Here is a 23598-nt window from a genome sequence, read left to right on the forward strand (position 1 = left end):
ATGCGCCGAGTGTTCAGCGGTCCCGCCTCACAGTCCCGCCGAGTCCAGGGCGGACTGCAGGGACTGCTTGTAGCCGGTACTGGTGTACGTGGCGCCCGACACCATGTCGATGTCCGCGCTCTGCGCGGCCAGCGCCTCACGCCGCAGCTGGGGCAGGGCGTAGCTGTTGATCTCCTGGTCGCGCGGGTTGTCCTGCGGGTACTGCACGGCCGTCACGTCCGTCAGCTTCCCGTTCTTGGTCGTGACCCGCACCTGGACCGGACCCCAGCGGGTCTGGACGGTGTCCCCGGTGGCGGTCTTGCTGACGGCCTTCCCCGAGGTGGAGCCGCTGGAGGAGCCGTTCGATCCGCCCGACGACCCACTCGATCCGCCCGACGACCCACTCGATCCGCCCGACGATCCGCCCGATCCGCCCGACGGGGCCGAACTGCTCGACACCGTGGGCGACTTGGTGTCGGCGGTGGCCAGCACGGGACTCGTGTGCGGCTTCAGCGACAGCAGCAGCACCATCCCGGAGACGGTCGCGGCACTGGCCAGCACGATCCGGCGGAGCGGGCGGTTCTTCTTCAGGGCATGCACGTGATCTGCCTCTCAGCTCTCACAGCTCGAAGGACTCGTGGTGGATACGGCGGTCCGGGACCCCGGCCGCCCGCAGCGCCTCGTACACGTCCTGCGCGAAGCCGTGCGGCCCGCAGATGTAGACGTCGTGGCCGGCGAGGCCCGGGAAGGTCGCGCGCAGCGACTCCGCCGTGATGGCCGGGCGCTCGCCCTGTGGACCGTTCAGCGCGTACAGCACCTGGGCGCCGCGCCACCGGGCGATCGCCTCCAGCTCCGCGCCGAGCGCCAGGTCCTCGGCGCGGCGCGCCCGGTACAGCAGGGTGACCTCGCCGGGCAGCGTCTCGAACAGCGCGCGCAGCGGGGTGACGCCGACGCCGGCCGCGATCAGCAGGGAGCGGTGGCTGGTGGCCCGGTCGGCGGTCAGCGAGCCGTACGGGCCCTCCGCCCACACCCGGGTGCCGGGCCGCAGCGTCGCGACGGCCGTGCTGTGGTCGCCGAGCGCCTTGACCGTGACGCGCAGCAGATCCGGGCGCGGCGGCGCCGACAGGGAGTACGGCGTCGAGGTCCAGCGCAGGCCCTCGCCGAGGAACCGCCAGCGGAAGAACTGCCCCGGCCGCGCCCCCAGCTCGTCCAGGTGCCGACCGCGTACGACGACCGAGTACACACCCGGCGCCTCCAGGTGAACCGAGTCCACACGCAGCTGATGGCGCCGGTTGAGTCGGACCGGGGCGAGGATGCGGAACCACAGCACCAGGGCGGCGACGCCCAGGTACAGCGCGTACCAGACGGCGGTCGCCACCGGCTTGCCGTTGAACTCGTTTCCCAGCGTCAGCTGGTGGAAGAAGGCCAGGAAGACGGCCGCGTACGTCAGCAGGTGGACGTAGTACCAGAACTCGTGGCTGGTGCGGCGGCGCACGGCCCGGGCCGAGGTGATGCCGACCGCGAAGAGGATCAACGTGCCGGCGGTGGCCTTGAGCATGTCCGGGTAGTCCAGGACGACGGTCACCGCCTCGTGCCAGAGCGAGGCCCGGTCCTGGGCGGCGTACCCGGCGAGGATCAGCACGATGTGCGCCACGAGCAGGCAGACCGTGTACCGGCCGGCCATCGCGTGCCAGCGCGCCACCCGGTCCGAGCCGATCCGGGTCTCCAGCAGCGGCACCCGCGCCATCAGACCGACGAGCACCGCGCAGGCGTACCCGCACAGCAGCCCGGCGATCCGGCCCGCGCCGGTCAGCCAGCCGGCCGCACCGACCACGGACCCGGTGTCCGCCCACCAGAGCGCGACCACGGCCGCCGCCCCGGCCCACAGCACGGCCAGCACGGGCCCCGCGGGGGAGCGCCGTGCGGTCAGGGGCACGGGCGGGGCCGCCCGCCGTGCATCCACGGTGGTCATCGATCGCCGTCCCTTCGTCCGTCGTACCGGGCCACTGTGCGGCGGAAAGTTCTGAGGGTCCTCTGAGCGAGCCGCTGAACAGGGCTTTTGAGAGCAGATTCAGAGCCGGTTCTCAGACTGCGTTCAGCGGACCTCAGGGATCTCAGAGAAAACTCAGAGTGGTGGCGGTGCCTCGCACTCCTCCACATGGGTGATGCTGGAAGGCGCGATGAACACCACCCGTTCCGGCCGCCCGGCCCTCACCCGACCCGACGGCACCCCGCTGCGCGTCCTCGTCGTCGACGACGACCCCGACCTCGCGGAGGTGCTAACCGGCGCCCTGCGCTACGAGGGCTGGGAGGTGCGCGCGGCCGGTGACGGCGCCTCCGCCGTCGCCGGGGCGCGCGAGCTGCTGCCCGACGCCGTCGTCCTGGACGTGATGCTCCCGGACACCGACGGCTTCGCCGTGCTGCGCCGGCTGCACGAGGTGAAGCCGGACGTCTGTGTGCTCTTCCTCACGGCTCGGGACGCGGTCGAGGACCGGATCGCGGGCATCACCGCGGGCGGCGACGACTATGTCACCAAGCCCTTCAGCCTGGAGGAGGTCGTGGCCCGGCTGCGCGGCCTGCTGCGCCGTGCCGGCATGGCCCGCCAGCAGGAGGACGGACCACGGCTGACGGTCGGCGACCTGGTGATGGACGAGGAGGCCCGCGAGGTCACCCGGGGCGGCGAGCTGATCGAGCTCTCACCCACCGAGTTCGAGCTCCTCCGCTTCCTCATGCGCAACCCGCGCCGGGTGCTGAGCAAGGCGCAGATCCTCGACCGGGTGTGGTCCTACGACTTCGGCGGCCGCGCCCATGTCGTGGAGCTGTACATCTCCTACCTGCGCAAGAAGGTCGACGCGGGCCGCGAGCCCATGATCCACACCGTGCGCGGGGCCGGCTATGTCCTGAAACCGGCGGCCAGGTGAGCCGCCTCGGCCTGCGCGGCGCCCTGGCCCGGCTGCCCCGGCCCCGCACCCTGCGCGCCCGGCTGACCGCCGGTCTGGTCGTGCTGCTCGCGATCAGCTGCGCCGCGGTCGGCGTGGCCGCCGTCGTCGAGCTGAACGGCTTTCTCACCCGCCGGCTCGACCAGCAGATCCAGCAGGCCGGAGCGGCCTTCCCGCAGAGCCTGGAGCACGGCACCTACCAGCCCTCGAAGCCCTCGGACCGGGACGGCGACGAGCACGGCGACACCCGCCGCCAGGCCGCCGAGACGTTCGGCGCCCGCCTGGTGAACGGCCGGGTCACCAACGCAGCGGTGGTGCCCGCCAGCGACCGGCAGAACCCCGACATCACCCTGACCGCCGCGGACCGCGCGGCCCTGGCCGGGCTGCCGGTGGACGGCCGGGGCCACACCGTGTGCCTGTCGCACCTGCACGACTACCGCCTGATCGCGTGGCCGGGGAAGGACGGCGACGTCCTGGTGACGGGCCTGCCGACGGAGCCGGTACAGGCCGCGGTCACCCGCCTCGAACTGGTCGCCGTGGTCGTCCTCGGCCTGGCCCTGATCGCCGCCGGGGTCGCCGGGGCGCTGTGGGTCCGCTGGTCGCTGCGCCCGCTGAGCCGGGTCGCGGCGACCGCCACCCGGGTCAGCGAGCTGCCCCTGGCCAGCGGTGAGGTGGCGCTGCCGCCGCGCGCCCCGGACAGCGACCCGCGCAGCGAGGTCGGCCGGGTCGCGGCGGCGTTCAACCGCATGCTCCGGCACGTCGAGGACGCCCTGACCAAACGGCACGCCAGCGAGGAGCGGCTGCGCCGCTTCGCGGCCGACGCCAGCCACGAGCTGCGCACCCCGGTCGCCTCGGTCCGCGGCCATGCCGAGCTGGCGCTCCTCCACCCCGGCCCGGTGCCGCCGGAGGTCACCCGCGCCCTGCAGCGCATCAAGGCCGAGTCGGCCCGCATGGGCGAGATGGTCGACGACCTGCTCCTGCTGGCCCGCCTGGACGCGGGCCGCCCGCTGGAGAGCCGCCCGGTGGACCTGACCCACCTGGTCCTGGACGCGGTCACCGACGCCCGCGCCGCGGGCCCCGGCCATCGCTGGTCCCTGGACCTCCCCGAGGACCCGGTGACGATCCCGGGCGACGCCCACCGCCTCCACCAGGTGGTGGCCAACCTGTTGGCCAACGCACGTTTGCACACGCCCGTGGGCACCAAGGTGACGGTGACGCTGGAAACCGACCCGCACTCGGCGGTCCTCTCGGTCCACGACAACGGCCCCGGCGTCCCCGAGGAGGTCCAGCCGGGCGTCTTCGAACGCTTCACGAGAGCAGACCACCGCCGCCGCGCGGATGCCTCCGGCGGCGGAGCGGGCCTGGGCCTGTCGATCGTGGCGGCGGTGGTGGAGGCGCACGGGGGGAGTGTGGCGCTGGACAGCGCCCCGGGCTCCACGACATTCAGGGTGCGCCTGCCGGCCCAAGGGGCGCGAGGAACCGCGCACGGCCCGGTCAGTACCGGGTGAGAGCGGTGGCTCCGCTCGCCGTCCCGATGGCGACATGAGGTCGCTTCCCAGGGTTCGCCCACCGCAGGATCCGCCGCATGGCCTCTTCCGGCACCGACACGCAACCAGCGGTCGCCGCACGCCCGTTGACATGCAGAAAGATCCCCGCACCCCGCTCCCGCACGGGACGGCCGTAGTTGAAGCCGATGACGAGCCCGTACGCGTACTGGGTGCGGTACGTGATCAGGTGCTCGGACTCCGAGGCGCGACAGTCGGTGGGCAGCGGGTCCACCCAACGGTTGTACGATGCCGAGTCATTGTCCTGGCACCACCAGGAACTCTCCTTCACCGCCCGGTACTCGACGCTCGTCCCGCTCGGCGCCGGCTTGATCCCGAAGCCGAAGGGAAGGCCGTAGAGCCCGGTCGGGGTCGTGTTCGTGCCCTGCTTCCGGGTGGCCCCCTCCATCAGCCCGTTCGCTGCGAACCGCGCCGGTGCCGAGCCCGCCTGCACCCACCGCCCGCCCCGCAGGTCCCACCAGACGACCGTCCCCGACGTCGAGTGCGCGCCGGGCGCCTGGGCGGTGATCAGCTGGCTGCCGCCGCCGGTGTCCGCCATCCGTGCGGGCAGCGGCACGGATTCGGGACCCGGTGCGAGGCCGGGCAGGGTGAGCGAGGAGGCGGACACGAGGGCGAGCACGACACCGGGGCGCATGGCTCAGACGGTAGACGGCGGAAGCGGCAACGGCAGCCCGGGTAGTCCGTCCAGGCTCGTCGCGACGTGCTCCTTCTTCTCGAAGTACGCGCCGAGCGAGGCGTCGTCCTCCCGCGCGAAACGCTTTCCGTGCAGGTCGCGGTCGCTCTCGTACGCCATGTAGGGGACGGCGTACCCGCAGGTGTCCCGGACCAGTTCCGCGTGGACGACGATGATCGCGCGCAGTCCGTGCGGGTTGGGGTCGATGCCGGGGAAGTGGGTGAGGAGCTCCTTGAAGCGCGGGTCGTCCCGGAAGACCGGCTCGCCCCGGCCGTGTACCCGCACGATGTTCGGCGGGCCCTGGAAGGCGCACCACATCAGGGTGATCCGGCCGTTCTCCCTGAGATGCGCGATGGTCTCGGCGTTGGACCCCGCGAAGTCCAGGTAGGCCACGGTCAGTTCGTCGAGCACGGCGAAGGAGCCCTTGAGGCCCTTGGGGGAGAGGTTGACCGTGCCGTCGCCGGACAGCGGGGCGGTCGCGGTGAAGAAGAGGGGCTGCTCCTCGATGAACGTACGGAGCCTGCCGTCGATGCGCTCGTAGGTCTTTCCCATGTCCAGCGATTATCGACGGAACTCGTTTGGCTGTCTAAGGAATTGCCGTGGCCGCCCCGGCCGGCGCTCGTCGGGGCGGCCACGGCCGCCTGTCACGTCACTTGGTGAGCGTGCAGGCGGCCAGGGAGTCCAGTCCGGTGGGCTTGGTGGTGGTGCGGCCGATGGCGATGGCGATGCGGTCGATGGTGGAGACGCGCTTGTCCTTGAGGGGTCCGAGGATGGCGTTGTTGACGAAGTTGGGTCCGCCTTGGCCGACGGTGGTCTGCAGACGCTTGTCGGCTTCCTGGATCTGGGTCTGGAGGAGGGTGAGGTTGCGGTCGACTTCGGCCTTGGCGGAGGCGGGGACGGCCGGGAGCTTGGAGGCGACGTCCGGGCAGGTGATGGTGCCGGCTCCGGTGCTGCCGCCGGCGGTCGTACTCGCGCCGGTGCCGGACTGCCGGGTCGCGGCCGTGCTGGGCGCGGAGGCACCGGTGGCCGCGCTCCCGCTCCCGCTCGCGTTCAGGGTGCAGGCGGCCAGGGAGTCCAGTCCGGTGGGCTTGGTGGTGGTGCGGCCGATGGCGATGGCGATGCGGTCGATGGTGGAGACGCGCTTGTCCTTGAGGGGTCCGAGGATGGCGTTGTTGACGAAGTTGGGTCCGCCTTGGCCGACGGTGGTCTGCAGACGCTTGTCGGCTTCCTGGATCTGGGTCTGGAGGAGGGTGAGGTTGCGGTCGACCTCGGCCTTGGCGGAGGCGGGGACGGCCGGGAGCTTGGAGGCGACGTCCGGGCAGGTGATCGTGCCAGGGCTGGCGAGGGTGCGGGCGTTCGCGGCGCCGTCGCTCTTCGCCGGCGTCCCGGCCAGCGCCGATGTGGCGATCACCGCACCGGAGAGCGCCACCGCGGCCGCACTGCCGATGAGCGCCACGCGTCGCTTGTTGTACTTCGGAAGAGCCCTGGACATAGGAATGCCTCACTCGGTCGGGAAGTGTCCTGAGTTGCCAACGCGGCGCCTGCGTACGCGGAGGAGTACGGGAAAGCGATTTCCCCCGTTCAAAGGCTTCGGCAATTGACGAATCATGCATTGCTCTGCATACTCATGCATGACACAGGTGCAGTGTGAGGAGAAACCCATGACCGAGCGCGTCGTACTCGCCTATTCGGGCGGTCTGGACACCTCCGTCGCCATCGGCTGGATCGCCGAGGAGACGGGCGCCGAGGTCATCGCCGTCGCGGTGGACGTGGGCCAGGGCGGCGAGGACCTGGACGTCATCCGCAAGCGCGCCCTCGCCTGCGGTGCCGTCGAGGCCGAAGTGGCCGATGCCAAGGACGAGTTCGCCGAGGAGTACTGCCTCCCTGCGATCAAGGCCAACGCCCTCTACATGGACCGCTACCCGCTGGTCTCCGCCCTCTCCCGGCCGGCGATCGTCAAGCACCTGGTCGCCGCCGCCAAGAAGCACGGCGCCACGACCGTCGCCCACGGCTGCACCGGCAAGGGCAACGACCAGGTCCGCTTCGAGGCCGGCATCGTCGCCCTCGCCCCCGACCTGAAGTGCATCGCCCCGGTCCGCGACTACGCGATGACCCGGGACAAGGCCATCGCCTTCTGCGAGGCCAAGCAGCTCCCGATCGCCACCACCAAGAAGTCGCCGTACTCCATCGACCAGAACGTCTTCGGGCGCGCGGTCGAGACGGGCTTCCTGGAGGACATCTGGAACGCCCCGATCGAGGACATCTACGAGTACACCGCCGACCCGGCGGAGCCCCGCGAGGCCGACGAGGTGATCATCGGCTTCGAGGCGGGCGTCCCCGTCGCCGTCGACGGCAGGCCCGTCACCGTCCTCCAGGCGATCCAGCAGCTCAACGCGCGCGCCGGCGCCCAGGGCATCGGCCGGATCGACATGGTCGAGGACCGCCTCGTCGGCATCAAGTCCCGCGAGGTGTACGAGGCTCCCGGCGCGATCGCCCTGATCACCGCCCACCAGGAGCTGGAGAACGTCACCGTCGAGCGCGAACTCGCCCGCTACAAGCGGCAGGTCGAGCAGCGCTGGGGCGAACTCGTCTACGACGGCCAGTGGTTCTCCCCGCTCAAGCGCGCCCTGGACGGCTTCGTCAACGAGGCCAACGAGCACGTGACCGGCGACATCCGCATGACCCTGCACGGCGGCCGCGCGGTCGTCACCGGACGGCGCTCGGCCGAGTCCCTGTACGACTTCAACCTGGCGACCTACGACACGGGCGACACCTTCGACCAGTCCGCCGCCAAGGGCTTCATCGACATCTACGGCCTGTCCTCGAAGATCGCCGCCCGGCGCGATCTGCAGGCATAGCCTGACGCACACCTCGCGTAACCGACCCACCTCTCTAGGAGCAGCGCAAGTGAGCAGCAACAGCGGTGACGTACGGCTCTGGGGCGGCCGTTTCGCCGACGGTCCCGCCGAGGCCCTGGCGAAGCTGTCCGCGTCCGTCCACTTCGACTGGCGGCTCGCGCCCTACGACATCGCCGGTTCGCGTGCCCACGCGCGCGTGCTGCACAAGGCCGGTCTCCTCACCGAGGACGAGCTGCAGCGCATGATCGCCGGGCTGGACCGGCTGGAGGCGGACGTGGCCTCCGGCGCCTTCGTCGGCACCATCGCGGACGAGGACGTGCACACCGCCCTGGAGCGCGGCCTCCTGGAGCGCCTCGGCCCGGACCTGGGCGGCAAGCTGCGCGCGGGCCGCTCCCGCAACGACCAGGTCGCCACCCTCTTCCGGATGTACCTGCGCGACCACGCCCGCACCATCGGCGGCCTGATCGCAGACCTCCAGGACGCCCTGATCGGCCTCGCCGAGGCCCACCCGGACGTCGCGATGCCCGGCCGCACCCACCTCCAGCACGCCCAGCCGGTGCTCTTCGCCCACCACGTCCTGGCGCATGTCCAGTCCCTGTCCCGGGACGCCGAGCGCCTGCGCCAGTGGGACGAGCGCACGGCGGTGTCGCCGTACGGCTCGGGCGCCCTCGCGGGCAGCAGCCTCGGCCTGGACCCGGAGGCGGTCGCCCAGGACCTCGGCTTCGAGCACGGCAGCGTCGGCAACTCCATCGACGGCACGGCCTCCCGTGACTTCGTGGCGGAGTTCGCCTTCATCACCGCGATGATCGGGGTGAACCTCTCCCGGATCGCGGAGGAGATCATCATCTGGAACACGAAGGAGTTCTCCTTCGTGACCCTGCACGACGCGTTCTCCACGGGCTCGTCGATCATGCCGCAGAAGAAGAATCCGGACATCGCGGAGCTGGCGCGCGGCAAGAGCGGCCGCCTGATCGGCAACCTGACGGGTCTGATGGCGACCTTGAAGGCCCTGCCCCTCGCCTACAACCGCGACCTCCAGGAGGACAAGGAGCCGGTCTTCGACTCCTGCGACCAGCTGGAGGTCCTGCTCCCCGCCTTCACCGGCATGATCGCCACCCTCACGGTCAACCGCGAGCGCATGGAGGAACTGGCCCCGGCCGGCTTCTCGCTCGCCACCGACATCGCCGAGTGGCTGGTCAAGCAGGGCGTGCCGTTCCGCGTCGCCCACGAGGTCGCCGGCGAGTGCGTGAAGACGGCCGAGGCCGAGAACAAGGAACTCGACGAGCTGACCGACGAACAGTTCGCGAAGATCTCCGCCCACCTGACCCCGGAGGTCCGGACGGTCCTGAACGTCCCGGGCGCGCTCGCGTCCCGCAACGGCAGGGGCGGTACGGCACCGAGCGCGGTCGCCGTCCAGCTGTCGGAGGTCAAGGCCGACGTGGCGGCACAACACGAGTGGGCGACGGCCAGGACGGCCTAGCCGGCGCAGCCAGAAGGGCCCGGACACCATGTCCGGGCCCTTCTGGCTGCGCCGGGCGTGTGGTGACAGAAGCTCAACGCCGACCCGGCGAACCGACGGTGGGCCCCGGACGCCGGTACCGTCCCCGACTGGCCGCCGACCTCGCCGGGTTCGGCGGCCCGTGTGCACCGCGTGCGGGGCAGGAGGGACGGCCCGCTCATCCGCCGCCGTGCCGGTCGGAGGCGCGTCCGCCTGCTCCTGTTCGAATTGACACCGGGCGACGGGGGCCTCGTACTGAATCCGGAGCCGCTTTTGGTCAAAGGGCGTCCCTTTGGTGCACTTCACCACCCCCCATCTGATCCCCTCCCATGGAGCTGCCATGACAGTGCAGCCACAGCAAGCGACAATGCCCGTCCCGCATCCGGTCCCCCATCTGGACACCCAGCCCTTCCCGACGCCATCGCGGAAACCGCGCCGCAGCCGGACAGCGCCGGGCCCGGCACCGAGGCATTTCGCTACTGGGTGGCGGCCGACTCGCTGAGCCGGGCCAGCCGGACCCGGGGTCGGAGATGATGTCCTTGCGTACCTCGCTGTGGGCCGCAAGGGTTTCGCCGATGTCGAAGAAGAGAGTCGGGACCGCCAGAGTGAAAACGCGGTGGGCGTGACATCCGACGACGGCTCCCGGCGCGGGCTGAACCGCGCAGGGCTGGGTAGATTGGTGCGAGATCCTCCCCTGAAGTGAGATCCCCTACGCCGATCGTGCAGGGAGCCCCCGTGCCGTTCAGCCGCCTGGCCACCGTGACCACGCCCACCGCGCACATCGGACTCGGCCTCGCCGCCGTCGGCCGCCCCGGCTACATCAACCTCGGCCGCGAAGAAGACCTCGGAGAGAACCGCAGCGCGGATTCGCTGCGCACCCGCACCCACGAACTCCTCGACGCCGCCTACGCCCAAGGCGTCCGCTACTTCGACGTCGCCCGCTCCTACGGCCGCTCCGAGGAGTTCCTCGCCGACTGGTTGAACGCCCGCCCCGACCTCGACGATGTGGTCATCGGCAGCAAATGGGGCTACACCTACACCGCCGGCTGGTCCACCGACGCAGAACGGCACGAGGTCAAGGACCACAGCCTCGCCGCGTACGAGCGGCAGCGCGCCGAGACCGACGCCGTGCTCGGCGACCGGCTCGACCTCTACCAGATCCACTCGGTGACCCCGGACAGCCCGGCCCTCACCGACAAGGACCTCCACGCCCGGCTCGCCGAGGCCGCCGCCCAGGGCCTGACCATCGGCTTCTCCACCAGCGGCCCCGCCCAGGCGGACGCGATCCGCGCCGCCCTCCAGCTGACCGCCGAAGGCGAGCCCCTGTTCCGTACCGTCCAGTCGACGTACAACGTGTTCGAGACCTCGGCGGCCCCCGCGCTCGCCGAGGCGCACGACGCCGGGCTCACCGTGATCGTCAAGGAGGGCATGGCCAACGGCCGGCTGGCCGCACCGCACGCCCCGGAGATGCTCAGGGCCGTCGCCGAGGAGAGCGGCCTCGGCTGTGACGCGGTGGCCCTCGCCTGGATCCTGCGCCAGCCGTGGGCCGGCGTCGTGCTCTCCGGCGCCGCGACGGTCACCCAGCTCGTCTCCAACCTGCACGCTCCCGCCGTCGACCTCGACGTGGACCAGCTGACCCGCCTCGCCACGCTCGCCGAGGACCCGCGCGCCTACTGGGAGCGGCGCGGCCAGCTGCCCTGGCACTGACCGACACCCGTCCCGACCGGCGGCGATGAGTCGCGCACGCCCAACATGAGACAAGCATGTCTCACCTGGGCTACGCTTGTCTCATGGCTCTCGATCGTGACCAGGTGCTGCGCAGCGCGGCCGCCCTGCTGACCCGTAAATCCACCGCGACCATGGACGAGGTCGCCAAGGCCGCCGGGATCAGCCGGGCCACGCTGCACCGCCACTTCGCCGGCCGCGATGCCCTCGTACGAGCGCTGGAGGCGCTCGGCATCGAGGAGTGCGAGGCGGCCGTGGACCGGGCCCGGCTGGACGAGGGGCCCGCGGGCGAGGCCGTACGCAGGCTGGTGCGCGAGATCCAGCCCGCGGCCGGACTGCTCGCCTTCCTGTACGGCGAGAGCCAGTTGTGGGAGGGCGAGCGGCAGAACGACGGATGGCTGCGCCTGGACACCCGCGTCGGCGCGGTGTTCCAGCGCGGCCAGCAGACGGGCGAGTTCCGGATCGACCTCACCCCGGTCTGGCTCACCGAGGCGCTGTACGGCCTGATCGCCTCCTGCGCCTGGGCCACCCTGGACGGCCGGGTGGCCGCCAGGGACTTCCCGACGATGGTCGCCGAGCTGCTGCTCGGCGGCGCGCTACGAAGAGAGGAATCATGACCAGCACCCTGCAGCCGGCCGCGACGACGGAGGCGGTGACGCGCCCCGGCCGCTGGCTCGCGCTCTCCGTCCTCGTCCTGGCCGTGCTGCTGGTGGCCGTCGACGCCACCGTCCTCGGCCTGGCGACCCCCTACATCAGCGAGGACCTGGGCCCCTCCGGCACCCAGCTCCTGTGGATCGGCGACGTCTACTCCTTCGTCATCGCCGGTCTGCTGGTCTCCATGGGCAGCCTCGGCGACCGCATCGGCCGCAAGCGGATCCTGCTCGGCGGCGCCACGGCGTTCGGCGCGATATCGGTCCTCAACGCCTACGCCTCCACACCGGAGTTGATGATCCTGGCGCGGGCGCTGCTCGGTGTCGCGGGCGCGACCCTGATGCCCGCCACCCTCGCCCTGATCCGCAACCTCTTCCACGACCCGCGCGAGCGCAGCCTCGCCGTGGGCATCTGGGGCGCGACCGCCTCCGCCGGCACGGCCGTCGGCCCGATCACCGGCGGTTTCCTCCTCGAGCACTTCTGGTGGGGCTCGGTCTTCCTGATCAACCTGCCGGTGATGGCGGTCCTGGTCCTCGTCGGCATCCGCACGTTGCCCGAGTCCCGCAACCCGAACCCCGGCCCGTGGGACCTGATCAGCGTCGTCCTGTCGCTGGTCGGCATGATCGGCGTCGTGTACGCGGTCAAGGAGGCCGCCACGCACGGGTTCACCTGGCCGGTGCTCGGCACGGCACTGCTCGGCGCGACGGCCCTCTACGGCTTCGTCCACCGTCAGCTCACCATGCCGGCCCCGCTGCTGGACATGCGGCTGTTCAGGCGCCGTGGCTTCAGCGGGGCGGTCCTCGCCGACCTGCTGACCGTGCTGGGCATGTCCGGCCTGGTGTTCTTCCTCTCCCAGTACCTGCAACTCGTCCAGGGCAGGCGCCCGTTCGAAGCGGGCCTGGCCGAACTGCCCGCCGCCGTGGGCGCGGTGGCGGCCGGCCTCATCGCGGGCCGCGCGGCGCGTCGCTTCTCGGTCCGCGCCGTGGTCTCGGGCGGCCTCGCGGCGGTCGGCCTGGCTCTGGCCGCGCTCACCGCTCTCGGCCGGTCCACCGGCTACCCCGTGCTCGGCGTCGCGCTCCTGGTCGTGGGCATCGGCGCGGGCTTCTCCTTCACCGTCACCGCCGACGTGATCCTCTCCAGCGTGCCCAAGGAGGAGGCGGGCGCCGCCTCGGCGGTCTCCGAGACGGCGTACGAACTGGGCGCGGCCCTGGGCATCGCCCTGCTCGGCTCCATCGTCACGGGCGCCTACCGCGACTTCACCGGCCCGGCCGGCACCCCGGACCAGGCCCACGAATCACTGGGCGCCGCAGTGGAGGCGGCATCAAAAATGCCCCCGCACACCGCGGAGGCACTCCTGAACGCGTCCCGGGACTCCTTCCTCCAGGGCCTGCAGCTGGCGTCGGGCGCGGGAGCGGTAGTCCTGCTGGGAACGGCGGTGGTGGCGTGGTTCCTGCTGAAGGGGCAGCATCTGGAAAGCGCGGGGTGAGCGAAGCGCCCCAAAGGGGCGCGTGGCTGTGTCGATGTGCGGCTCCGCCGCGTGGGCGCGAGCAACCACAACGGAGCGGCACCCACAAGAGATCCCGTGCCCGGTACGGCGACTAGGCGGCCTTCGCCTTCGTGGCATACATGTCCACGTATTCCTGCCCCGACAGCCGCATGACCTCAGCCATCACGGAGTCGGTCACGGCCCGCAGCACATACCGGTCCCGGTCCATCCCGTCGTACCGGGAGAACTCCATCGCCTCACCGAAACGAACCGTCACCTTGCCCGGCCGCGGAATTCCGGCTCCCCCCGGCTGCAACTTGTCCGTGCCGATCATGGCGAACGGAACAACAGGCGCACCGGTCATCAGCGTCAGCCGCGCGATACCGGTGCGCCCCCGGTACAGCCGGCCGTCGGGCGACCGGGTGCCCTCGGGGTAGATCCCGAAGACCTTGCCCTCCTCCAGGATCCGCCGCCCGGTCATCAGCGCGGCCACGCCGCCGCTCGCGCCGTCGCGGTCCACCGGGATCATGCCGACGCCGGTGAAGAACCAGGCCATCAGCCGGCCCTTGACGCCCTTGCCGGTGACGTACTCGTCCTTGCCGATGAAGAACACCTGCCGCTTGGTGACGAGCGGCAGGACGATCGAGTCGATGAACGTGAGGTGATTGCCGGCCAGAATGACCGGCCCGTCGCCGGGGATGTGCTCCACGCCCTCCACCTGTGGGCGGAACATCAGGCGCATGATCGGTCCGAGCACTGCCTTGATGAGCGCGAAGCGGGACAACGGGGCCTCCGATGTCGAGGGGTCGATATGAGTCTGTGCAGGTGAGGACATTACTCGCGGCCCCGGGCCCGGCGCACATCGGGTACGGGCGGTTCACCGAGGTCTTACGAAGTGTTGACGTGGGTTTACCTGCGGTGACGCCGCAGGGACGCCCCGTAACACCTCCGCCACGGTGTGACGGAGATCGCGCGGAGCCGTCACCCGGTCGGCCGCCCGGCCCCGGCCACCGATGCGACGACCCGTCACCACCCGCCTCCCACAGGACATACGGAGTCACCCGCGTGTTTCGTCGAGGGCCTCCCTGCGGTCATGTGTCCGCCCCTACGATCGGCCCGCACTCAAGACGGATGGCAGGAGGGCGCTGATGGGCAGCGACCAGGCGAACGAGAAGACTCAGGGCACCGGACGGCGGGCGATCCTCGGCGCGGCGGTGTTCGGCGCGAGCGGGGCGGTCCTCGGGCTGCCGGGCGCGGCCGAGGCCGCCGGGACCCGGCCGTCCGGAGCGGGCGGCCGGGGCCTGAAGAGCCTGCCGGTGCCGGCGATCATCGGCCACCGCGGTGCCAGCGGCTACCGCCCCGAGCACACCTTCGGCTCGTACAACCTGGCCCTGGACCTGGGCGCCGACGTCGTCGAGGCCGGTGACCTGGTGCCCACCAAGGACGGCCATCTGGTCTGCCGGCACGAGCCGGAGATCGGCGGCACCACCGACGTCGCCTCCCACCCGGAGTTCGCCGACCGCGAGACCACCAAGACGCTGGACGGGGTCGCCACCACCGGCTGGTTCACCGAGGACTTCACGCTCGCCGAGCTGAAGACCCTGCGCGCGGTCGAGCGCATACCGGCCAACCGGCCGCACAACACCCTCTACAACGGGCGCTGGGAGATCCCCACGTTCGAAGAGGTCCTGAAGTGGCAGGACGAGCAGACCCGTAAGCGCGGCAAGCAGGTCTGGATCTACCCCGAGACCAAGCACCCCACCTACTTCCGCAAGCTCGGCCTGGGCCTCGAGGAGCGGGTCGCGAAGCTGCTGCGCAAGTACGGTAAGGACGGCCGGAACTCGCCGGTCATCCTGCAGTCCTTCGAGCCCAGCAGCATCCAGAAGCTGAACCAGCTGGTCGACAACCCGCTCGTCGTGCTGCTCTCCTCGGCGGCCAGCCGCCCCTACGACTTCGTCGAGGCGGGTGACCCGCGTACGGTCGCCGACCTGATCACGCCCAAGGGCCTCAGGGAGATCGCCGGCTATGCCCAGGGCATCGGCCCGACCCTGGACCTGATCATCCCGAAGGACGCGAACGGCAACCTCACCAAGCCGACCACCCTGGTCTCCGACGCGCACAAGGTGGGCCTGGTCCTGCACCCCTACACCATGCGCAACGAGAACCCCTTCCTCCCGGCCGAGTACCGCAAGGGCAGCGCGGCCGACGGCTACGGCGACTCCTTCGGCGCCTTCAAGACGTACTTCGCGACCGGCATCGACGGAGTCTTCACGGACAACGCCGACACCGGCGTGCTCGCCCGCGCCGACTTCCTGGCCGGCTGACCGCGTCAACCCACGGCCCTGCCGTCACTCCGTTCGGGGTGACTGTGCGCCGCCCCGGAAACCTGCTCCCGGGGCGGCGCGTCGTTCCGCATATGACCCACGACCTGGTAGCCGCCCTGGGCCCGCTGCTCACCGCCGAGGCCTCGGCCGAGGCATATGCCGCCGGGAGCGAGCCGGGCGACCTGGAGCAGGCCGTCTGGCTCCGCCTGCTGGAGCGGCTGGAGACCGAGGGGCCGCCGCCGGACCCGCACGGCTGGCTGCGCAAGGCCGTACGCGCCGAGGCCCGCCGCAGCCGCCGCACCACCCGCCGGGAACGCCCGTACGGCGCCGAACCGCCCGACGACGCCCGCACCGACCCCGAGCAGCACGCCCTCACGGCCGCCCGGTACCGCGCGCTGCGCGACGCGGTGCGCCGGCTGCCCGGCCGCTGCCCCCGGCTCATCGAGGCACTGCTGTCTCCGAAGGACCTGACATACCGGGAGATCGCGGGGGAGTTGGGTATCTCACAGGGCAGTCTCGGCCCGGAACGCTCCAGATGTCTGGGATGTCTGCGCCGATTGCTCACGCCGGAGGTTGCAGCCCGCGAAGTGCGGGGATAGGAGTGAGGGACGACAGGTGATCAGGTGAGCGGGAGGCGTGCGCACATGGGCATGAGCGTGACCATCTCGGTGGCGACCGAGCAGGACGCGGAGCAGATCTTCAGGCTCCAGTACCTGTGCTTCCAGAGCGAGGCGGCGCTGTACGGCAACTACCGCATCGACCCGCTCGTCCAAACCCTGGACTCCGTCCGCCAGGAGGTCGCCTCCGACTGCGTCTTCGTCGCCCGGCTCGGCGAGGAGGTGGTCGGCTCGGTGCGCGGCAAGGTCGGCGAGGACGGCGCGGCCGACATCGGCAAGCTCTGCGTCCACCCCCGTCTGCAGGGCCACGGCATCGGCGCGCGACTGCTGCGCGCGGCCGAGGCGGCGCTCGTGGAGGAGCGCGGCGCCATCCGCTTCCGCCTCTTCACCGGCCACCGCAGCGAGGGCAACCTCCGCCTGTACCGCCGCGTGGGCTACGAGACGGTGGGCCGGTCCAAGGGCGCGGACGGGGTGGAGATGATCGTCCTGGAGAAACCGGCGGGGGCTTTCGTTCAGACGGCGTGAGCCGAGCGCCCCTGCTCCCGCGCCTTGCGCAGCCAGTACATCGCGGAGACCGGCAGCAGCACCGGGATGAAGATGTACCCCGCCCCGTAGTACGACCACACGGTCGCGTCCGGGAAGGCCGAGCGGTCGACCAGTGTCCACGTACCGACGATCAGTACGCCCGCGAGCTCGGCGGCGCAGCACACCAACGCCGCCCGCCGAGCGGTCTCCCCGCCCCGGATCAGCGTGTACGTGATGAACCCGTACACCACGCCCGCCACCGCCGACAGCGCGTAGGCGAGCGGCGCCCGGTCGAACTCCGTGGAGATCTGGTACGCCGACCGCGACACCGCCCCGACCACCATCACGCCGTAGAACCAGACGAGCAGCATGCCCGGCCCGCCGATCAACCGGGCCGGCTTCTCCTCCACCGCCGTCATCTCGGTCTCAGCCTCCCCAGATGTCATAGAGCCGCACCTCCAGCACAGCCAGCACCACACCGCCCGCGGCCACCGTCACCGAGCCCCACTTGGTCCGCTCGGCCAGCGACATGAACCCCGCCGCCGGAACGCACGCGAACGCGCCCAGCAGATACGCCACGAAGATCGTCGTACCCTGTTCCGGCTTCTCGCCCCGCGCCAGCTGCACGATCCCGACCACCAGCTGGACCACGGCCAGCAGCGACACCACGGCCATGCCGATGAAGTGCCAGTCCTTGGTCGGCTGGTCCCGGTAGGCGGCCCAGCCGCACCAGGCGGCGAGCAACAGCGCGGCGACCCCGGTCACCAGCGTCAGGGCATTGAGCATGCGGTGACCCTATTACGGCCGAAACGGGCGCCGGCCCCCGACCCCGCCCGTAGGCCACAGGGTCTAGACCACACCGTAGGGTCACGGCATGACGATCCACGCGCACGCCCTCCTCTTCGACAACGACGGCACCCTTGTCTCCTCCCTCGACTCCGTCGAGCGCTGCTGGACCCGGTGGGCCGGGGAGTACGGGGTCACCCCCGAGGAGTTCGGGCGCGTGGCCCTGCACGGGCGGCCCGCCGCCGAGATAGTCGCCGACCTGCTGCCCGCCCGCCTGGTGCCGGAGGCCGTCGCACGGGTCGAGCAGCTGGAGGTGGACGACGTACCCGATGGCGGTGTGCGGCTGCTGCCGGGCACGCGGGACCTCCTCGACTCCCTGCCCGCCGACCGCTGGGCCGTCGTCACCTCCGCCACCCGGCGGCTCGCCGAGGCCCGGCTGGACGCCGTCGGCATCCTGCCCAAGACGCTGATGGCCGCCGACGACATCACCCGCGGCAAGCCCGACCCCGAGCCCTACCTGCTCGCCGCCCGGCGGCTCGGCGTCGACCCCGCGCACTGCGTCGTCTTCGAGGACGCCCCGGCCGGGCTCCGGGCGGGCCGCGCCGCCGGAATGACCACCGTGGCGTTGGCCACAACCCACCGCGCGGAGGACCTCGACGCCGACCTCGTAGTGGCGGACCTGTCGGCCTTGTCGGCACTGGTCACCGACGGAGGTGTGGAGATCTCCGTCCGCCGCTGAGGGCCCGTTCCGGGCTGTCCGCCGCTGTCCACTATCCGGACAGCGGCGACCGGTCAGGACCATACGTCTGCTTTACTGATCGCATGACCACGACGAGCTGCCGCACCCTTGCGACCGAGGCGACCATGACGCCCGGTGCTCGTTGTATGTGTCGCCTGATGTGTCGAATGTGCGCCTTCTAGAGGGCCCCCGCATCAGCTGAGCCTCGCGCCCCGAAGCGAGAGCCGTGGCATGTCCGTGCGCGCAGTCCGTACGAGACGCACATCCACTCCCCATGCCTGAACCGCATGCACCCGTGCCCGGGCACACCCACGCCCGCGCACTCGACAGTGACGGAAATCCTGTGATCACCACCTCGGGCCTGACCAAGGTCTACCGCTCCCGCGGCCGTGACGTCACCGCCCTCGACGGCGTCGATCTCCACGTCCGCGAAGGCGAGGTCTACGGCGTCATCGGCCAGTCCGGCGCCGGCAAGTCCTCCCTCATCCGCTGCGTCAACCTGCTGGAACGCCCCACCTCCGGCACCGTGACCGTCGCCGGACAGGACCTCACCGCCCTGGCCGGCCGCGGCCCGCGCGCCGGCAAGGAGCTGCGCCGGGCGCGCAGCCGCATCGGCATGGTCTTCCAGCACTTCAACCTGCTCTCCTCGCGGACCGTGCAGGACAACGTCGAGCTGCCGCTGGAGATCCTCGGCGCGTCCGGCAAGGAACGCTCCCGCAAGGCGCTGGAGCTGCTCGACCTGGTCGGTCTCGCCGACAAGGCCAGGGCCTACCCGGCCCAGCTGTCCGGCGGCCAGAAGCAGCGCGTCGGCATCGCCCGCGCCCTCGCCGGCGACCCCAAGGTGCTGCTCTCCGACGAGGCCACCAGCGCGCTCGACCCCGAGACCACCCGGTCCATCCTCCAGCTGCTGCGCGATCTGAACCGGCAGCTGGGTCTGACCGTCCTGCTCATCACCCACGAGATGGACGTCGTGAAGGCGGTCTGCGACTCCGCCGCCCTCATGGAGAAGGGCCGCATCGTGGAGTCCGGCACGGTCAGCGAGCTGCTGGCCACCCCCGGCTCCGAGCTGGCCGCGGCGCTGTTCCCGGTGAGCGGCGAGCGCACCGGTGCCGACCGGACCGTCATCGACGTCACCTTCCACGGCGAGGCCGCCACCCAGCCGGTCATCTCCCAGCTCTCCCGCACCTACAACATCGACATCTCGATCCTCGGCGCCGCCATCGACACCGTCGGCGGCCTCCAGATCGGCCGCATGCGCATCGAGCTGCCCGGCCGCTACGAGGACAACGTGGTGCCGATCGGGTTCCTGCGCGAACAGGGCCTGCAGATCGACGTGGTGGGCCAGGAGGCCCTGCTGGTGAAGGAAGGTGCCAAGTGACCTGGTCCGAGATGCAGCCGCTGCTGTCGCAGGCGTGTAGCGAGACGTTCCGGATGGTGCTCTGGTCGACCCTGATCGCCGTCGCCGCCGGCCTCCCGCTCGGCATCCTCCTCGTCCTCACGGACCGGGGCGGCCTGCTGCAGAACGTCCTCGCCAACAAGGTGATCGGCCAGATCGTGAACATCGGCCGGTCGATGCCGTTCATCATCCTGATGGTCGCCCTGATGAGCTTCACCCGCTGGGTCACCGGGACGACGATCGGTACGACCGCCGCGATCGTGCCGCTCGCCATCGGCGGCATCCCCTTCTTCGCCCGGCTGGTCGAGACGGCTGTCCGCGAAGTGGACAACGGTCTCGTCGAGGCCGTGCAGTCCATGGGCGGCAACACCTGGACGATCGTCCGCAAGGTCCTCGTCCCCGAGGCCCTGCCCTCGCTGATCGCCAGCACCACCACCACGGTCATCGCGCTCATCGGCTACTCCGCCATGGCCGGCACGGTCGGCGGCGGTGGCCTCGGCGACCTCGCCGTCCGCTACGGCTACCAGCGCTTCGAGACCGAGCTGATGTGGATCACCGTCGCCATCCTCGCCGTCGTGATCTCCCTGATCCAGTTCGCCGGCGACCTCGCGGCCCGCTCCCTGCACAGCCGCGGCGGCCGCTCCGGGCCGGCACCCAAGCTCCGCCTGCTGAAGGCTACGGAGCCCGCCGCGGCCGACGTCAGCAAGGCCGCGTAAGCGCGGCGCCTTTGAGACTCCCCGTTCACCCATACACGGGGTCGCACCACCCTTAAGGAAAGGCACTTTTCGTGCGTAACACCGCCAAGCTCACCACCGCCGTCCTCGCCGCCGGAGCCCTCACCTTCGGGCTGACCGCCTGCGGCTCCGGCAAGGACTCCGCCTCCTCCGACTACAGCGGGCCGCTGGTCGTCGCCGCGAGCCCGACCCCGCACGCCGAGATCCTGAACTTCGTCAAGAAGAACCTGGCGAAGAAGGCGGGCCTCGACCTCGAGGTCAAGGAGTTCACGGACTACATCACGCCGAACACGGCGACCGAGGACGGCTCGGTGGACGCCAACTACTTCCAGAACCAGCCGTACCTGGACGACTTCAACAGCAAGCGCGGCACCCACATCGTGCCCGTCGTCACGGTTCACCTGGAGCCGCTCGGCCTGTACTCCCACAAGGTCAAGAAGGCCGACGCGCTGAAGAGCGGTGCGACCATCGCCGTCCCGAACGACGCCGTCAACGAGGCCCGCGCCCTGAAGCTGCTCGCCGACAACGGGCTCATCACCCTCAAGTCCGGCGCCGGCAACGAGGCCACCCCGCAGGACATCACCAAGAACCCCAAACACCTCCAGTTCAAGGAGGTCGAGGCGGCCCAGACCCCGCGCTCCCTGGACGACGTCGACGCGGCCGTGGTGAACGGCAACTACGCCATCTCCGCCGGTCTGAAGCCCGCCAAGGACGCCATCGTCCTGGAGTCCGCGAAGAACAACCCCTACGGCAACTTCCTCGCCGTGAAGAAGGGCAACGAGAAGGACCCGCGGGTCAAGAAGCTCGCCAAGCTCCTCGTCTCGCCCGAGGTCAAGAAGTTCATCGAGGACAAGTACCAGGGCTCGGTCATCCCGTCCTTCTGAGCCGACCCGCACAGCTACGGGGTCCGCTCCCTCACCCGGGGTGGACCCCGTCGTGCGGTTCAGTGGTTTCATGCTGCATGCTGGGCAGTTCAGCAGGCCCTGAAGGTTTTTCAGAAGTTACGGAGCGGCGCATGACTGGCACCTTTCCCAACGTCTCCATCAGCACGGAGCGGTTGGTCCTGCGCCCCTTCGAGGAGTCGGACATCGAGGCCTTCGCCGAGATGATGAACGACGAACTGGTCACCACCTGGACCTCGGTTCCCCAGCCCTACACCGAGGCGGACGCCCAGGACTGGATCACCGCCCAGGCGCCCGCCGAACGCGCCGACGGCCGCGGCATCGTGTTCGCCGTCGACGAGTTCCTCACCCAGCGCCTGGTCGGCACCGTCCGTCTGAGCAACACCGACTGGCGGGTGCGCTCGGCGGAGATCGCCTACGTCATCGCGCCATGGGCCCGCGGCGAGGGCTACGCCTCCGAGGCCGCCCTGGCCACCGCGCAGTGGCTGTTCCACGACCAGAAGTTCGAACGCCTGGAGCTGCGCACCGCCGCCGACAACACCGCCTCCCAGCAGGTCGCCCAGAAGATCGGCTGCATCAGCGAGGGCGTCCTGCGGGGCGCCTGGATAGCACGCAGCAGAGCAGCGGACGGCACATGGACGGATGTCCGCACCGACGTCATCGTCTGGAGCCTGCTGCCGGAGGACCTGGCCGGGGCCGGCGAGCAGCTGGCCGACACGGACGGTTTCGCGTCGTACTCCGACTGGAACTGAGCCCCTGAGCCTCACCAGGTACGCTCAGGGAGCCCGGCTACGGGCCCGCACCCCTGACGACCTGCGCAGACCTGGAGAGAAACGACGATGGCCGACCGGGTCACGGTGATCGGCTGGGACGGCTCGCCGCTGACCGGCACGGCACGCGCCGCCCTCGGCGCCGCCACGCTCGTGGCGGGCGCGGCCCACCACCTGGCACTGCCCGAGGTCCCGCCCACTGCCGAACGCGTCCGCCTGGGCAGCGTCGCGCTCGCCGCCCGCCGGATCGCGGCCCACCGCGGCAGCGCCGTCGTGTTCGCCGACGGCGACCCGGGCTTCTTCGGCGTCGTCCGCACCCTGCGCGCCCCGGAGTTCGGCCTGGAGGTCGAGGTCGTCCCGGCCGTCTCCTCGGTGGCCGCCGCCTTCGCCCGCGCCGGCATGCCCTGGGACGACGCCCAGGTCGTCGTCGCCCACCCGCGCACCCTGCGCCGGGCCGTGAACGTCTGCCGCGCCCACACCAAGGTCGCCGTCCTCACCGCACCCGGCGCCGGACCCGCCGAACTCGGACTCCTGCTGGAGGGCGTCCACCGGACCTTCGTCATCTGCGAGGAACTGGGCACCGAACGCGAGCAGGTCACCGTCGTCACCTCCGACAAGGCCGCCGACCACACCTGGCGCGACCCCAACGTCGTCATCGTCATCGGCGGCCCCGTGACGGCCGGTGGCAGCGGCGGCTGGATCGCCGGACGCGACCCGGGCGCCGGCCCGCGCGGCTGGGTGCAGCCCGACGCCTCGTACGGCGACGGACCCGGTGGCGGACTCGGCGAGGGCGAGACGGAGCTGCTGCGCGCCGCCCAACTCGCCCGCCTCGGGCCCCGGGTCGGCGACCTGGTCTGGGACATCGGCTGCGGCTCCGGCGCGTTCGCCGCCGAGGCCGCGCGCGCCGGAGCGGCCGTCATCGCCGTCGACCGGGACCCGGGGGCCTGCGCCCGGACCGAGGCGGCCGGGCGCCGGTACGGCGTCCAGCTCCAAGTGGTCCAGGGCACCGCCCCGCACGTCCTGGAGAACCTGCCCGAACCGGACGTCGTCCGGGTCGGCGGCGGGGGAGCGGCCGTCGTCACCGCGGTCGCCGACCGGCGCCCGCAGCGCATCGTCACGCACGCCGCGACCCGCGACGCGGCCGAACTCGTCGGCCGCGACCTGACCGAGCACGGATACCGGGTCGAGTGCGCGCTGCTGCAGTCGGTCGAACTCGACACCCGCACCTGGTCCGAGACCGAGCGGAGCGTCGCGTTCCTGCTCACCGGAGAATTGCTGCGGCGCGAAGCGCCCCGTTGAGGGGTGGTGGTCGGGCGACGGGTGGGCGCTCCGGATCGCAACCCGTGATCCTGTTGTCGTACTGCGCGCGGTAGGCTGGCCGATCGTTGTGCCACACCGGGCGGCCCGGAAGTTCGTTCGTCAATGTCCGGA

General features: G+C 71.2%; 24 protein-coding genes. 16 read left to right on the top strand and 8 right to left on the bottom strand.

Annotated elements, in window-relative coordinates; all coding sequences use genetic code 11:
• Positions 1 to 27: 27 nt before the first annotated feature.
• A complete protein-coding gene (locus tag ACZ5NH_RS12105; RefSeq protein WP_468774621.1) occupies positions 28 to 579 on the bottom strand; it encodes an FMN-binding protein in 552 nt (183 codons plus the stop codon).
• Between the two features lie 19 nt (positions 580 to 598).
• The gene (locus tag ACZ5NH_RS12110; protein ID WP_468774623.1) at positions 599 to 1951 is read right to left on the bottom strand and encodes a ferredoxin reductase family protein; all 1353 of its coding nucleotides are present in this window, start codon (positions 1949 to 1951) and stop codon (positions 599 to 601) included.
• Between the two features lie 208 nt (positions 1952 to 2159).
• On the opposite strand from ACZ5NH_RS12110, the gene ACZ5NH_RS12115 reads away from it, so the two are divergent.
• Entirely contained in the window at positions 2160 to 2900 is a 741-nt protein-coding gene (locus ACZ5NH_RS12115) for a response regulator transcription factor (protein ID WP_468774625.1), read from the top strand.
• Positions 2897 to 4426 (top strand): sensor histidine kinase, encoded by a 1530-nt coding sequence (locus ACZ5NH_RS12120; protein WP_468774627.1) that lies wholly within the window; start codon positions 2897 to 2899, stop codon positions 4424 to 4426. Before ACZ5NH_RS12115 ends, ACZ5NH_RS12120 begins: the two co-directional genes overlap by 4 nt.
• Here ACZ5NH_RS12120 and ACZ5NH_RS12125 read toward each other — a convergent pair.
• The 3 genes from ACZ5NH_RS12125 to ACZ5NH_RS12135 form a co-directional block, all read right to left on the bottom strand.
• On the bottom strand, positions 4413 to 5117 hold the full coding sequence (locus ACZ5NH_RS12125; protein ID WP_468774629.1) for a L,D-transpeptidase family protein: 705 nt from the start codon (positions 5115 to 5117) through the stop codon (positions 4413 to 4415). The genes ACZ5NH_RS12120 and ACZ5NH_RS12125 overlap by 14 nt on opposite strands.
• Before the next feature lie 3 nt (positions 5118 to 5120).
• Entirely contained in the window at positions 5121 to 5708 is a 588-nt protein-coding gene (locus ACZ5NH_RS12130) for a pyridoxamine 5'-phosphate oxidase family protein (protein ID WP_388626266.1), read from the bottom strand.
• A 97-nt stretch (positions 5709 to 5805) separates the two neighbouring features.
• Positions 5806 to 6648 carry a hypothetical protein gene (locus ACZ5NH_RS12135; RefSeq protein ID WP_468774631.1) on the bottom strand — a complete coding sequence of 281 codons (843 nt, stop codon included), beginning with the start codon at positions 6646 to 6648 and terminating at the stop codon, positions 5806 to 5808.
• A gap of 169 nt (positions 6649 to 6817) precedes the next feature.
• Here ACZ5NH_RS12135 and ACZ5NH_RS12140 point away from each other — a divergent pair, with 169 nt between their 5' ends.
• From ACZ5NH_RS12140 to ACZ5NH_RS12160, 5 genes are all read left to right on the top strand, one after another.
• Positions 6818 to 8014, top strand: coding sequence for an argininosuccinate synthase (locus ACZ5NH_RS12140; RefSeq protein ID WP_468774633.1), 1197 nt, complete (start codon positions 6818 to 6820; stop codon positions 8012 to 8014).
• 49 nt (positions 8015 to 8063) lie between these two features.
• A complete protein-coding gene (gene argH / locus ACZ5NH_RS12145; RefSeq protein WP_468774635.1) occupies positions 8064 to 9494 on the top strand; it encodes an argininosuccinate lyase in 1431 nt (476 codons plus the stop codon).
• Positions 9495 to 10247: 753 nt separating this feature from the next.
• The gene (locus ACZ5NH_RS12150) at positions 10248 to 11219 is read left to right on the top strand and encodes an aldo/keto reductase (protein WP_468774637.1); all 972 of its coding nucleotides are present in this window, start codon (positions 10248 to 10250) and stop codon (positions 11217 to 11219) included.
• A gap of 83 nt (positions 11220 to 11302) precedes the next feature.
• Positions 11303 to 11854, top strand: coding sequence for a TetR/AcrR family transcriptional regulator (locus tag ACZ5NH_RS12155; RefSeq protein ID WP_450983121.1), 552 nt, complete (start codon positions 11303 to 11305; stop codon positions 11852 to 11854).
• Positions 11851 to 13374 (top strand): MFS transporter, encoded by a 1524-nt coding sequence (locus ACZ5NH_RS12160; RefSeq protein WP_468774639.1) that lies wholly within the window; start codon positions 11851 to 11853, stop codon positions 13372 to 13374. The genes ACZ5NH_RS12155 and ACZ5NH_RS12160 overlap by 4 nt, the downstream gene beginning before the upstream one ends.
• Before the next feature lie 112 nt (positions 13375 to 13486).
• On the opposite strand, the gene ACZ5NH_RS12165 is transcribed toward ACZ5NH_RS12160, so the two are convergent.
• Positions 13487 to 14158 carry a lysophospholipid acyltransferase family protein gene (locus tag ACZ5NH_RS12165; protein WP_388626254.1) on the bottom strand — a complete coding sequence of 224 codons (672 nt, stop codon included), beginning with the start codon at positions 14156 to 14158 and terminating at the stop codon, positions 13487 to 13489.
• A 364-nt stretch (positions 14159 to 14522) separates the two neighbouring features.
• On the opposite strand from ACZ5NH_RS12165, the gene ACZ5NH_RS12170 reads away from it, so the two are divergent.
• The 3 genes from ACZ5NH_RS12170 to ACZ5NH_RS12180 all read left to right on the top strand — a co-directional run bounded on the left by ACZ5NH_RS12170 (position 14523) and on the right by ACZ5NH_RS12180 (position 16840).
• Positions 14523 to 15698 (top strand): glycerophosphodiester phosphodiesterase, encoded by a 1176-nt coding sequence (locus tag ACZ5NH_RS12170; protein ID WP_468774641.1) that lies wholly within the window; start codon positions 14523 to 14525, stop codon positions 15696 to 15698.
• 92 nt (positions 15699 to 15790) lie between these two features.
• The gene (locus ACZ5NH_RS12175; protein ID WP_451551966.1) at positions 15791 to 16297 is read left to right on the top strand and encodes a sigma-70 family RNA polymerase sigma factor; all 507 of its coding nucleotides are present in this window, start codon (positions 15791 to 15793) and stop codon (positions 16295 to 16297) included.
• Between the two features lie 45 nt (positions 16298 to 16342).
• Positions 16343 to 16840, top strand: coding sequence for a GNAT family N-acetyltransferase (locus ACZ5NH_RS12180; RefSeq protein WP_468774897.1), 498 nt, complete (start codon positions 16343 to 16345; stop codon positions 16838 to 16840).
• On the opposite strand, the gene ACZ5NH_RS12185 is transcribed toward ACZ5NH_RS12180, so the two are convergent.
• Entirely contained in the window at positions 16828 to 17259 is a 432-nt protein-coding gene (locus tag ACZ5NH_RS12185) for a hypothetical protein (protein ID WP_388626610.1), read from the bottom strand. The genes ACZ5NH_RS12180 and ACZ5NH_RS12185 overlap by 13 nt on opposite strands.
• A 7-nt stretch (positions 17260 to 17266) precedes the next feature.
• A complete protein-coding gene (locus ACZ5NH_RS12190) occupies positions 17267 to 17626 on the bottom strand; it encodes a hypothetical protein (RefSeq protein ID WP_351021782.1) in 360 nt (119 codons plus the stop codon).
• 88 nt (positions 17627 to 17714) lie between these two features.
• On the opposite strand from ACZ5NH_RS12190, the gene ACZ5NH_RS12195 reads away from it, so the two are divergent.
• From ACZ5NH_RS12195 to cbiE, 6 genes are all read left to right on the top strand, one after another.
• Positions 17715 to 18365, top strand: coding sequence for an HAD family hydrolase (locus ACZ5NH_RS12195; protein WP_468774644.1), 651 nt, complete (start codon positions 17715 to 17717; stop codon positions 18363 to 18365).
• 343 nt (positions 18366 to 18708) lie between these two features.
• Entirely contained in the window at positions 18709 to 19743 is a 1035-nt protein-coding gene (locus tag ACZ5NH_RS12200) for a methionine ABC transporter ATP-binding protein (RefSeq protein ID WP_468774899.1), read from the top strand.
• Positions 19740 to 20477: a methionine ABC transporter permease gene (locus tag ACZ5NH_RS12205; protein WP_468774646.1), complete on the top strand. Its 738-nt coding sequence runs from the start codon at positions 19740 to 19742 to the stop codon at positions 20475 to 20477. The genes ACZ5NH_RS12200 and ACZ5NH_RS12205 overlap by 4 nt, the downstream gene beginning before the upstream one ends.
• A 71-nt stretch (positions 20478 to 20548) precedes the next feature.
• The gene (locus tag ACZ5NH_RS12210; protein ID WP_468774648.1) at positions 20549 to 21379 is read left to right on the top strand and encodes a MetQ/NlpA family ABC transporter substrate-binding protein; all 831 of its coding nucleotides are present in this window, start codon (positions 20549 to 20551) and stop codon (positions 21377 to 21379) included.
• Positions 21380 to 21510: 131 nt separating this feature from the next.
• Positions 21511 to 22149 carry a GNAT family N-acetyltransferase gene (locus tag ACZ5NH_RS12215; protein WP_468774650.1) on the top strand — a complete coding sequence of 213 codons (639 nt, stop codon included), beginning with the start codon at positions 21511 to 21513 and terminating at the stop codon, positions 22147 to 22149.
• Between the two features lie 87 nt (positions 22150 to 22236).
• Positions 22237 to 23466: a precorrin-6y C5,15-methyltransferase (decarboxylating) subunit CbiE gene (gene cbiE, locus ACZ5NH_RS12220; RefSeq protein ID WP_451551961.1), complete on the top strand. Its 1230-nt coding sequence runs from the start codon at positions 22237 to 22239 to the stop codon at positions 23464 to 23466.
• The last annotated feature ends 132 nt before the right edge of the window (positions 23467 to 23598 follow it).

The organism is Streptomyces sp. NPDC031426 (genome assembly GCF_055581585.1).

Excerpts from the sequence above, each read along its gene's own strand:
- ACZ5NH_RS12110 (WP_468774623.1), bottom strand. The coding sequence starts at position 1,951 with ATGACCACCGTGGATGCACGGCGGGCGGCCCCGCCCGTGCCCCTGACC.
- ACZ5NH_RS12115 (WP_468774625.1), top strand. The coding sequence starts at position 2,160 with ATGAACACCACCCGTTCCGGCCGCCCGGCCCTCACCCGACCCGACGGC.
- ACZ5NH_RS12125 (WP_468774629.1), bottom strand. The coding sequence starts at position 5,117 with ATGCGCCCCGGTGTCGTGCTCGCCCTCGTGTCCGCCTCCTCGCTCACC.
- ACZ5NH_RS12130 (WP_388626266.1), bottom strand. The coding sequence starts at position 5,708 with ATGGGAAAGACCTACGAGCGCATCGACGGCAGGCTCCGTACGTTCATC.
- ACZ5NH_RS12135 (WP_468774631.1), bottom strand. The coding sequence starts at position 6,648 with ATGTCCAGGGCTCTTCCGAAGTACAACAAGCGACGCGTGGCGCTCATC.
- ACZ5NH_RS12140 (WP_468774633.1), top strand. The coding sequence starts at position 6,818 with ATGACCGAGCGCGTCGTACTCGCCTATTCGGGCGGTCTGGACACCTCC.
- ACZ5NH_RS12155 (WP_450983121.1), top strand. The coding sequence starts at position 11,303 with ATGGCTCTCGATCGTGACCAGGTGCTGCGCAGCGCGGCCGCCCTGCTG.
- ACZ5NH_RS12160 (WP_468774639.1), top strand. The coding sequence starts at position 11,851 with ATGACCAGCACCCTGCAGCCGGCCGCGACGACGGAGGCGGTGACGCGC.
- ACZ5NH_RS12170 (WP_468774641.1), top strand. The coding sequence starts at position 14,523 with ATGGGCAGCGACCAGGCGAACGAGAAGACTCAGGGCACCGGACGGCGG.
- ACZ5NH_RS12175 (WP_451551966.1), top strand. The coding sequence starts at position 15,791 with ATGACCCACGACCTGGTAGCCGCCCTGGGCCCGCTGCTCACCGCCGAG.
- ACZ5NH_RS12180 (WP_468774897.1), top strand. The coding sequence starts at position 16,343 with ATGGGCATGAGCGTGACCATCTCGGTGGCGACCGAGCAGGACGCGGAG.
- ACZ5NH_RS12185 (WP_388626610.1), bottom strand. The coding sequence starts at position 17,259 with ATGACGGCGGTGGAGGAGAAGCCGGCCCGGTTGATCGGCGGGCCGGGC.
- ACZ5NH_RS12190 (WP_351021782.1), bottom strand. The coding sequence starts at position 17,626 with ATGCTCAATGCCCTGACGCTGGTGACCGGGGTCGCCGCGCTGTTGCTC.
- ACZ5NH_RS12195 (WP_468774644.1), top strand. The coding sequence starts at position 17,715 with ATGACGATCCACGCGCACGCCCTCCTCTTCGACAACGACGGCACCCTT.
- ACZ5NH_RS12215 (WP_468774650.1), top strand. The coding sequence starts at position 21,511 with ATGACTGGCACCTTTCCCAACGTCTCCATCAGCACGGAGCGGTTGGTC.
- cbiE (WP_451551961.1), top strand. The coding sequence starts at position 22,237 with ATGGCCGACCGGGTCACGGTGATCGGCTGGGACGGCTCGCCGCTGACC.